Annotated in this window: 1 tRNA gene and 1 rRNA gene; one reads left to right on the top strand and one right to left on the bottom strand. The window is 53.1% G+C overall.

The window, feature by feature from the left end:
• Nucleotides 1-89 (top strand): 5S ribosomal RNA (rrf, locus tag PYW49_RS23295); the annotation flags it as partial.
• A gap of 219 nt (nucleotides 90-308) precedes the next feature.
• Here the strand turns inward: rrf and PYW49_RS23290 are convergent.
• A tRNA-Phe gene (locus PYW49_RS23290) sits at nucleotides 309-384 on the bottom strand.
• Nucleotides 385-388 lie beyond the last annotated feature (4 nt).

Genomic DNA, 388 nt, shown 5'->3' with positions numbered 1-388 from the left:
CCTGACCCCATGCCGAACTCAGAAGTGAAACGCCGTAGCGCCGATGGTAGTGTGGGGTCTCCCCATGTGAGAGTAGGGAACTGCCAGGCATCAATCAGAAGAACCCCGTACCGTAAGGTGCGGGGTTTTTTGCTTTGGGCGCAGAAAAACCAGTAGTGCTGCGGGTTTAGTAGGCCGGATAAGGCAAAGCCGCCATCCGGCAAAGCAGACTGCACGATCCCACGGCAAAGAGAAACAAGAATACTAAAGAAGGGATTTATAAACGCAGAAAAGCAAAAACCCAGCCATAGGCTGGGTTCTTTAAATAGTGGTGCCCGGACTCGGAATCGAACCAAGGACACGGGGATTTTCAATCCCCTGCTCTACCGACTGAGCTATCCGGGCAACG

The organism is Enterobacter chinensis (assembly GCF_034008295.1).
Classification (GTDB): domain Bacteria; phylum Pseudomonadota; class Gammaproteobacteria; order Enterobacterales; family Enterobacteriaceae; genus Enterobacter; species Enterobacter chinensis.
The sequence above is the reverse complement of the archived record's forward strand: the minus strand, read 5'-3'. Positions and strand labels throughout refer to the sequence as shown.